The organism is Myxococcus vastator, assembly GCF_010894475.1.
Lineage (GTDB): Bacteria > Myxococcota > Myxococcia > Myxococcales > Myxococcaceae > Myxococcus > Myxococcus vastator.
Genome location: NZ_JAAIYB010000343.1, coordinates 1 through 9,194, shown reverse-complemented (window position 1 = coordinate 9,194; position 9,194 = coordinate 1). Strand labels below are relative to the sequence as shown.

Here is a 9,194-nt window from a genome sequence, read left to right as displayed (position 1 = left end):
CCACCCCACTGATGAGCCCATGCTCCAGGTCCCCCACCCCTTCGGTGGCCAGGCGCACGCCCAGGCCCACCGCCATCAGCGGGTAGGTGACCGCGTCGAGGATCTCGCGGCGAAGCACATCCGTCACCACGGAGATCACGAGGGCCACTCCAAGAACCGTCCACAACACGATTTGAACAGGCGTCATCAGCGCCTGTCCTCTTCGCGGCAGGCGTCCGGTATCAAACCAGGGACGCCTGGAGCCCGTCAATTGGCGAACAACCAGAAGCCCCGCGGGACGGGGCCTGGGTCACCGATTATCGGACCAGGAGACGGATTTTCTCGCTGCAGATGAAATACTCGTCCCCGTCTTCAATCTTGCGGCGCTTGATGCGCTGCTTGTTGAACCAGGTGCCGTTGGACGAGCCCAGGTCTTCGATGATCCAGTCGTCCCCCTCGTGGGAGATGACGGCGTGCTCACGGGAGACCTTGCCGGAGTTGATGACGAAGTCGCAGTGCTTGCCGCGGCCGATGACGAAGCGCTCCTTGACGATCTGCTCCTGATCCCCGGACTCGGTCACCAGGTACAGCGCGCCGACCTCCTCCTCCTCGGCGAGGTCGTCAGCGGGCTCTTCGTCGGCCTCCTCGGGGAGCGGCTCCTCGTCCAGGAGGCCTGGGTCCTCGGCCTCGGGGAGCGGCTCCTCGTCCTCCTCCACCAGGTCGTCGGCGGGCGGAGGCGGCTCGCTGTTCTTGCCCTTGATGAGGCGCTCCAGCTCCGCGGCGGTCTCCAGGACGCGCTCGGCCACCTCGCGGCGCACCGGGTCATTGTCCAGGCCGTTGGCGGAGGCCCGCTCCTCCGGCGTGGCGCGCACGGGGGGCCGCGCGGGCGCGGGCGTGGACTCCGCACGGGGCGCGGGCGCCAGCACCGGCGGCGCGGACGGACGCGGAGCCGCGGAGGCAGCGGCCTGAACGGGCTTCACCGGCGCAGCGGCGGCCACGGGCCCCACGGCGGCCTCGGAGCGGGGCTGCGCCTCGAGGAAGCCGTTCAGGCGCGCGAACATGAAGAGCGCCTGGTTGATCAGGGCATCGCGATCCGAGCCCATCTGCTGGGCCATGTCTTCGAACGTCTCCCACAGGTGGTCGGCGATGCCAACCTTGCGGGCAGGACGGGAGGTCTGATCGATCATCGGTCTTGACTCGCGTGAACCAGGAAGCCCCGGACGATAGCAGAGGCCTCCCCTTCCGCCCAGTTACTCGAAGGGAACCAGCGCCAATGACTGCGCCCGGTTGTCGGAGAGGCCCTCGAAAGCGACCTGGAGGATGCCGTCCGCGGATGGGTAGGCGATGTAGGCCATGCTGGCCTCCCGGTCCTGGGCGGCGACCACCGGCCCCGGCAGCGTGTAGAACGCCAGCCCCGTCCCCGCCGTAACGTCCGGGGTGAAGATGTAGTTGCGGATGCCGGAAGTCACCGTCACGGTGTAGCGGTCTCCCCGACGCACCTCGCGGCCCACGGCCGCGACCCGGATGTGCACCGGCGGCGGCGGCTGGGGGAACCTGGACAGGTTCGGCACCGGCGGCGTCAGCGGGTTGGAGTCGTCGTCGAAGTAGAAGCCTTCGGCGTGGAAGAAGTACTCCGTGGGGATGCTGTAGCTCGAGGCCCCCGTCACATCGCGGGACAGGAAGGTACCCGCCTCGTCGAAGAGGACGAAGGGCTGGTCTCCACCCGCACGCACGGTGAACCGCGTCAGGCTGGCGCAGTCCGACGGAATCTCCTGCGAGTCCGCGATGGCGAAGCGCACCCGGGACGTCCCCGCCACGGGCTCCACCGACGTGATGGGGAGATCGACGGCGCACAGGACATCCGTGCCCTCCAGGATGATGAGGTCCCCGGCCCGCGCCGAGGCGGCCACGACGGCCTCCGCCTCGAAGGTCCGCGGGGCGTCGACGTCCCTCGGCAGGCTGCTCAGCCCTGGCAGTCCCCCCTGGTAGATGATCCGGTAGAAGCCGTTCGGAACGGAGCCCTCGTAGAGCACCGTCGACTGGAGCGTCGGGTCCTGGGTCACCGTCACCAGGTCCGCCGTCTCGATGACGACGGGTAGTTCGTTGCTGTCCAGCAGCGCCACCGTGGCGCGCGCGGCCGCGCCCGACAGGTCGAACTGGCGCAGGTCGCTCGCGGAGAACAGCGAGATGTAGCCGTTGGAGGACGGCATGACGCCCAGGAGCGGCACCCGGATGGGGACCGCCGAGCCATCGTCGAGCAGGATGCGAAGCGGCGCGTCCGGAACCAGGGCCAGGCCGGTCGGCAAGCCGCCCGCGGGGAAGATGGGGAGCATCGGCGCCCCGCTGAGGTCCCTCGCCGTCTGCCCCGGCGGGGACGACTCGGTATCCACCGCGAGCACTCCGGAGCACTCGCGCGCGGCGGAGCACGCGGCTTCGTCCCGGACGCCGAAGATGTAGCGGCCCGCGTTGATGGGCTCGACGTCGGGGATGGCGATGCGGGGGTGGCTCACCAGGAGCCGCACCGGCACATTGCCGAAGCCCTCGGACAAATCCACCGTGGGCGCGGAGGGCTGGAGGCAGTCGGCGACCGGGCCCGAATCGGTGACGAGCAGCGTGCGACCCGACCGGCCCGACGCCTGCCGCGTGGCCACCGCGAACTGGCCTTCGCCGGCCACCATCGTCATGGCCAGGATGGACTCACCGGGCTGGAGACAGAACACCGTCACCGGCTCGGGAAGCGCCGCGGGCTCCGCGGCCTGCAGTGCATCGGGCCCCGGGAGCTCCTGCCGCATCACCCGGGCACCGCCGGTGTCCGCGCCGAAGAGGCCGTCGGGGTCCTGGATGGCGTAGTACAGCGTGCTGGGGCCGCCGCTGCCCTCGGCGGGCGAGCGCGCCGCGAAGGCCGTGACGATGCTCGCCGCCTGGAGCCGGGCGACCTGCCGGAGCTGGTCGCGCGCCGACGCCACCACCGAGACCTCCGACGAGCCCGAGCTGCGCGCGTAGATGTACGGCCCCGGGACGTCGTTGCCTTCCGCGTTGTAGGCCACGTCGCGCGTGAGCGCGTCCGGCCGGTCCAGCACGGGGATGGACAGCGCCTCCAGCGGGTTGGGCGCCGGGACGAAGGTGCGGGGGTTCGAGTCCAGGTCGAGCACGCGCAGCTCGTCCCGGTCCGACGACGTCACGAAGACGAGGTCGTTGGCCAGCGTCACGTCGAAGGTGCCGGACAGGCCGGCGAAGCCCGTCGTCACGTTGGTCGAGGAGCAACTGCCGGACAGGCCGGCGCTCGCGAGGAGCAGAGCAAGGGTACCGCGCTTCACGGGGAGGTCTCCTGGCACAGGCTGGTGCCCTGGCGCGGGTCTCTTCCCTGCCGGGCGCCGAGCCGCGCCACCAGCCGGGCGTTCTGCGGCCGGTCGAGGTCGGGAATGTCGATGATGGCCACGCGGCCGTCACCAAAGGTGCTGGTGAAGATGCGAGCGCTGTTGCCGCGCACGTCCGCGGCCAGGCCAAAGGGCTGGCTGGGCTGGTTCGGGTCGTTGTCGCCCACCTGCACCTGGGCGACGAGCTGCCCCACCTCTTCGTCGAAGATGGCCACGGCCTCGTCGCCGCTGCCCGTCACCGCCACCAGGTTGCCGCGGCCAGGGCCGCGCGGGATGACTTCCAGTTCGCTGGCGCCCGCGGGCACCGGCAGCGCCGACACGATGCGCACGCTGGGGGCCGTCCCCGCGTCGGGCGCCGTGCCCGCCGCGTTCAGGACGTCCAGGATGAGCAGCGTGTCCGGACCGCGCGCCAGCAGGTAGACGCGCTCGTCCACGATGGTGAGCTCGGGTGACGCCGGGTCGGGCACGCGCGTGGCAGCCGGGACGACCGCCACGCCGCGCGCCTCACGCACCGAGTACGACAGCTCCAGGTCGGTCTCCAGCACGCGGCCCGCGACGGTCCGGTCCACCAGCCGCAGGATGAAGCGCGCCGGCAGCGCCCCCAGCTGCGTGGAGGAAGAGTTGCGCCCCGAGGCGTACACATACCGGCTGCCAATCGCCGTCGCGTGGGCGACGCCGGAGAGCCGGTCATTGGTCCCCAGCGTCACGAACTCGCTGGTGCTCAGCGCGTCGCGCGTGGGGTTCGCGGCGGGGAGGTGAAGCACGTAGCCCGCCAGGTCCGCTTCGGCGAAGGTCGTCGGCGGCCCGGCCAGCTCCGTGTGCGTCACCCAGACGCGCGCGTCCTCGCCGTTGCCGGCCACGCTGACGCCCAGCGGCCCCGGCGCCGAAGGCAACCCGTTGGAGGCCCCTGGGACATCCAGCAGCGACAGCGCGTTGACGCGGCAGTCGCGCTCGCCGCCCTGCACGCAGCTCAGGCTGAGGCCGTCATCGCCCACGTCGATGGCGTGAAGCAGGCTGCCCTCCGCCCGCGCCGGGACGAACAGCCGCGGCGGACGGCCCGGGGGGCTCCACATGGCCATCTCCCCGGCGAAGCTTTGAATCTGCACGTAGGACTGGGCGCCGATGCCCAGCGACGTGACGTCGTTGGGCAGCGACTCCTCGGGGGCGAAGTCCGTCCCGAAGGGCCGCACCCCCACCGCGTCCAAATCCAGCGCGACGACCGAGCCGGAGTCGTAGCACTTGTCGAAGTTGGCGCTCGCCACGTAGAGGAATCCGTTGGTGGACGGACCCGCTTCGGGGCGCCAGAAGGCAAGACCGCTCGGGTACACGAGCCGGGTGGACGGGGGGGGCTTGCTCTCGGTGCCAACGGCGCAGGACACGAGGAGCAGCGCGGAGGTAAGAAGGTAGGCGCGCATCAGAGGGGGGCGGAGTGTAGGAAGGGGCCTCCCCCCGGGCAACCGGAAACGCGGCGCGCCATTCCCATGCGCCTTGCGCCCGACGACGCCGTGCCCCCCGGGGTGCTTCTTCCCCCGGAGGGCAGGCAGGCCACGCCTCAGGCCGCGGCGGCCGTTTCGGCCTGGATCTTCGAGAAGTCGGCCACCTGGTTGAACAGGGCGCCAATCTCCACGAGCAGGCGGATGCGGTTCTCCCGCAGGGCCTTGTCCTCGGCCATGACCATCACCTTGTCGAAGAAGGTGTCCACGGCGGGCTTCAGGCCCGTGATTTCCCGGAGAGCACCGGAGAAGTCATCCGCGCGCACCAGCCCCGACACCGTGCTCCGGGCCTGGGTGAAGGCGGCGTGGAGGTTCCGCTCCGGCTCGTCCACCAGCTTCTGGGGGTTGGTCTCCCCTCCCTGCACGTCGCGGCCCTGCTTCTCCACGATGTTGACCACGCGCTTGAAGGCCGCGGCCAGGGGCTGGAAGTCCGCCCGGCCCACCAGGTGGCTCAGGGCCTCCAGGCGCTTCTGCGCGGCCACCAGGTCGTCGAAGCCGGCGGCCAGCACCGCCTCCACGACGTCCGTGCGGTGCTGCTCGCCCCACAGCGCCTTGAGGCGGCCGCGGAAGAACTCCAGCACCTGCTCACGCGGCGCGGGCTCGCCGGCCTTGCGCTTCGCGTTGGCGATCTTCGGGGCCAGCAGCCGGAGCGACTCGTCCACCGCGGCCGACAGGCTGAAGCGGTAGCCCCGGCCCAGCACCAGCCGGATGATGGCGATGCACGCGCGGCGCAGGGCGAACGGGTCCGCCGCGCCCGTGGGCGCCTTGCCGATGGCGAAGATGCCGCACAGCGAGTCCAGCCGGTCCGCGATGCCGATGAGCGCGCCCGCGTCCTGCGTGGGCAGCGCGTCCTCGGCGCCGCGCGGCAGGTAGTGCTCAGCGATGGCCAGGGCCACCGCGTCCGGCTCCCCCCCCGCGCGGGCGTACTCGCGGCCCATGACGCCCTGGAGCTCGGGGAACTCGCCCACCATGCCGGTGACGAGGTCCGCCTTGGCCAGGGTGGCGGCGCGCTCGATGGTGGCCGCCTCCCCTGCCCGCCCCGTCTGCTGGCCCAGCCACACCGCCAGCGCGCGGAAGCGCTCCACCTTCTCCAGGTAGGTGCCCAGCTGCCCCTGCCACACCACGCGGCCCAGCTTCTCCACGCGGTCGCTGAGCGGCGTCTTCCGGTCCTCGTCGAAGAAGAAGCGGCCGTCCGCCAGCCGCGCGCGCAGCACGCGCTGATAGCCGCGCAGGCTGAGCTGCTCGTCGCGCACCGGCGTGTTGGACACGGCGATGAACTTCGGCTGCAGCTTGCCCGCGGCGTCCACCAGGGAGAAGTAGCGCTGGTGGCTCTTCATCTCCTGCACCAGCACCTCCGGGGGAAGGTCCAGGTGGCGCTCCTCGAAGGTGCCCACCACCGGGCTGGGCAGCTCGACCAGGTTCGTCACCTGGTCCACCAGCGACTCGTCCTCCAGCAGCTGGGCGCCGGCCTTGCTCGCCGCCGCCTTCACCTTCTCCACCAGCTGCGCGCGGCGCTTCGCGATGTCCGCCACCACGTGCGCCTTCTCCAGCGCCGCCTCGTAGTCCGCCGGGGCCTTCAGCTCGATGGCGCCGGGCGACAGGAAGCGGTGGCCCCGCGTGGCCCGGCCGCTCGTCACGTCGCCGAACACCACGGGCAGCACGTCGCCGCCCAGCAGCGCCACCAGCCACTGCACCGGGCGCGCGAAGGACGTGTCCACGTCGCCCCAGCGCATGGACTTGCGGAAGTTGATGCCGCGCACCGCCGCGTGCAGCGTGTCCTTCAGGATGTCCGCCGCCGGGCGGCCCTTCTCCTCCACGCGCGCGGACAGGTACTCGCCCTTGGCGGTGGTGGCGCGGCCCAGCTGGTCCACCGTGAGCTTGAGGCCCTCGGCGAACTTCTCCGCCGCCTTGGTGGGCTTGCCCTGCGCGTCGAAGGCCGCCTTGGCGCTGGGGCCCAGGACCTCCTTGGTGATGTCCTCGCCCGCGTCCGCCACGTCCCTCACCCACACCGCGAGCCGCCGCGGCGTGCCAAAGGTCCGCACCTCGCCGTGCTTCAGGCGGGCGTCCGCCATGCGCTCGGTGATGACGCGCTTCAGGTCCTCCAGCGCGGGGCCGATGAACGACGCCGGAATCTCCTCCGCGCCCACTTCCAGGAGCAGGTCACGCGCCATGGGCCACCTCCGCCTTCTGCTTCTTCTCCACGGGCTTGTTGAGGACGACCGTCTTCCAGTAGTCGCTGGCCGGCTTGCCCTCCAGCACCGGGGGCTGCTCACCCACCGTCCACGGCGACTTGAGCAGCGGGTAGCCCAGCCGCTCACGCATCTGGAGGTAGCCCTCCGCGCACAGCCGGGCGTTGTCGCGCACGCGCTTGATGAAGTTGGCGCGCTCCGTGACGGAGATGGCGCCGCGCGCGTCCAGCAGGTTGAACGCGTGCGAGCACTTCAGCGCGAAGTCGTACGCGGGCAGCGGCAGCTGGCGCTCGATGAGGCGCTTGCACTCCTTCTCGTACGCGTCGAAGAGCGCGAAGAGCATCTGCGCGTCCGACTCCTGGAGCGCGTACCTGCTCATCTCCACCTCGTTGGGGTGGAACACCTCGCGGTACTTCACGCCCTTGACCCACTCGATGTCGAAGACGTTCTCCACGTTCTGCAGGTACATGCAGATGCGCTCAAGCCCGTAGGTGAGCTCCGCGGACACGGGCTTGCAGTCGAAGCCACCGCACTGCTGGAAGTAGGTGAACTGCGTCACCTCCATCCCGTCACACCACACCTCCCAGCCCAGGCCCCAGGCCCCCAGCGTGGGCGACTCCCAGTCGTCCTCGACGAACCGGAGGTCGTGCGCCAACGGGTCGATGCCAATCTTCCGCAGCGACTCCAGGTACAGCTCTTGGACGTTCTTCGGCGCCGGCTTGAGGATGACCTGGAACTGGTGGTGCTGGAACAGGCGGTTGGGATTCTCGCCGAACCGGCCGTCCGCGGGGCGCCGCGAGGGCTGCACGTACGCCACGTTCCAGGGCTCCGGGCCCAGGGCACGCAGGAAGGTGTACGGGGCCATCGTGCCCGCGCCGACCTCGACATCATAGGGCTGCGTGTTGATGCACCCCTGGTCGGCCCAGTGCTTCTGGAGCGTGAAGATAAGGTCCTGAAAATACATAGCGCGCGGACCCTAGTGACGGGGGTCCGGAGCGTCAAGGACGGCGCTCACTCCTTGTAGAGTGGGAGATCCGCCAGCCGGATTTGAAGCTTCGTCTCCTCGCCCGGCTTGATGGGGGCCGACAGGAGCCGGCTCTCCGCGCCCACCTCCGTCGGCTCCACCACGCGCAGGCGGTAGACGCCCACGGGCAGCGGGAATCGCTTCAGGGGCGTGGTTCCCAGCTGGGTGGCGCCGTCGAACACGGCCGCGCGCGGCACCGTGTAGAGCGTCATCCACCCCAGTCCCGCCTTCGCGGCCCCCTGCGCCGTGCGCGTATCCAGGACCTCCGCCATGCCCTCGGGGTCCTGCGTCACCGTGGTGACGGGCTCAGTCGCCGGAAGAGCCTCCGCCCCGCGAGGCGCTGGCTCGCGCGGAGGTGGGCTGGCCGGGCCGACCTTGGCACGGGCCGGTTCGGGCTCGGCCTTGGGAGCGGCCGCCCACCGCGCCGGCGAAACGGCGCCTTCCTTGGCCTTCCGCACCGGCGGGGCCTTCGTCGGCGCCTTGGCTCCGGGTGCGTCCTCCACCGCCTCTTCATCCAAGGCGGCCTGCTCGGCCTGGGCGGGCTCGGAAGGCGTCGGCTCCGGCTCGGCCCGACGGAAGCCGGGCGGCGGGCCCGCCTGCGGGGGTGGCCAGGGCTGGTTCGCGGGGTCTTCCGGCGGCGGCGAATTCAGCTCCGCGCTCACCCACGCCTTGGCGGCCTCGAAGCCCGGCTGGAGCTGCGCACGCACCGCGGGCAGCGTCGCCGCCCAGCCGAGGCCTCCCAGCAGGAGGAGCAGGAACAGCCGACCGGCCCAGCGCGACGGCGGACGGGTGGCGGGCGTCTCCACCGGCGTGTCCGAGGCCCGGGACGCACCAGCGCGCGCCGGCCGTCCGGAGGCGGAGGCCCGCGCGCCGTCCGCGCCGGGCCGCTGGGGCCTGGAACGGAAACGCTGCGTCTGGAGGTCACTCGGCTCGTCGAAGGACTCGGCCGGAACCTCCGGCCGGGCCGTGGAGCGCGGCCTGGGCGTATGCGCGGCCGGCGCGCTGTCCTGGCCGCCGCGCGGCGTGCGCGAGGCCGAAGGGGCCGCCTCACTGGCGCGCCGCTGGGGGGCGGGCTTGGGCGCGCTCCCGTTGCCGCCCTCCGCCGGGCGGCGCTGGGGCACGGGCCTGGGGG

5 protein-coding genes and 2 pseudogenes are annotated in these 9,194 nt (G+C 71.6%); all 7 read right to left on the bottom strand.

What is annotated here, in order from left to right:
- Positions 1–187: pseudogene (locus G4D87_RS39615) on the bottom strand (prepilin peptidase); the annotation flags it as partial.
- Positions 188–296: 109 nt separating this feature from the next.
- The gene (locus tag G4D87_RS27375) at positions 297–1,166 is read right to left on the bottom strand and encodes an FHA domain-containing protein (RefSeq protein ID WP_163785491.1); all 870 of its coding nucleotides are present in this window, start codon (positions 1,164–1,166) and stop codon (positions 297–299) included.
- A 63-nt stretch (positions 1,167–1,229) separates the two neighbouring features.
- A complete protein-coding gene (locus G4D87_RS27370; RefSeq protein WP_240358652.1) occupies positions 1,230–3,296 on the bottom strand; it encodes a hypothetical protein in 2,067 nt (688 codons plus the stop codon).
- Positions 3,293–4,771 carry a YncE family protein gene (locus G4D87_RS27365; RefSeq protein ID WP_205507743.1) on the bottom strand — a complete coding sequence of 493 codons (1,479 nt, stop codon included), beginning with the start codon at positions 4,769–4,771 and terminating at the stop codon, positions 3,293–3,295. Before G4D87_RS27365 ends, G4D87_RS27370 begins: the two co-directional genes overlap by 4 nt.
- Before the next feature lie 137 nt (positions 4,772–4,908).
- Positions 4,909–7,020, bottom strand: a complete 2,112-nt coding sequence (gene glyS / locus G4D87_RS27360; RefSeq protein WP_163785487.1) for a glycine--tRNA ligase subunit beta — start codon at positions 7,018–7,020, stop codon at positions 4,909–4,911.
- On the bottom strand, positions 7,010–8,002 hold the full coding sequence (glyQ, locus tag G4D87_RS27355) for a glycine--tRNA ligase subunit alpha (RefSeq protein WP_163785485.1): 993 nt from the start codon (positions 8,000–8,002) through the stop codon (positions 7,010–7,012). The genes glyS and glyQ overlap by 11 nt, the downstream gene beginning before the upstream one ends.
- Positions 8,003–8,049: 47 nt before the next feature.
- Positions 8,050–9,194 (bottom strand): annotated as a pseudogene (locus tag G4D87_RS27350) (serine/threonine protein kinase); the annotation flags it as partial.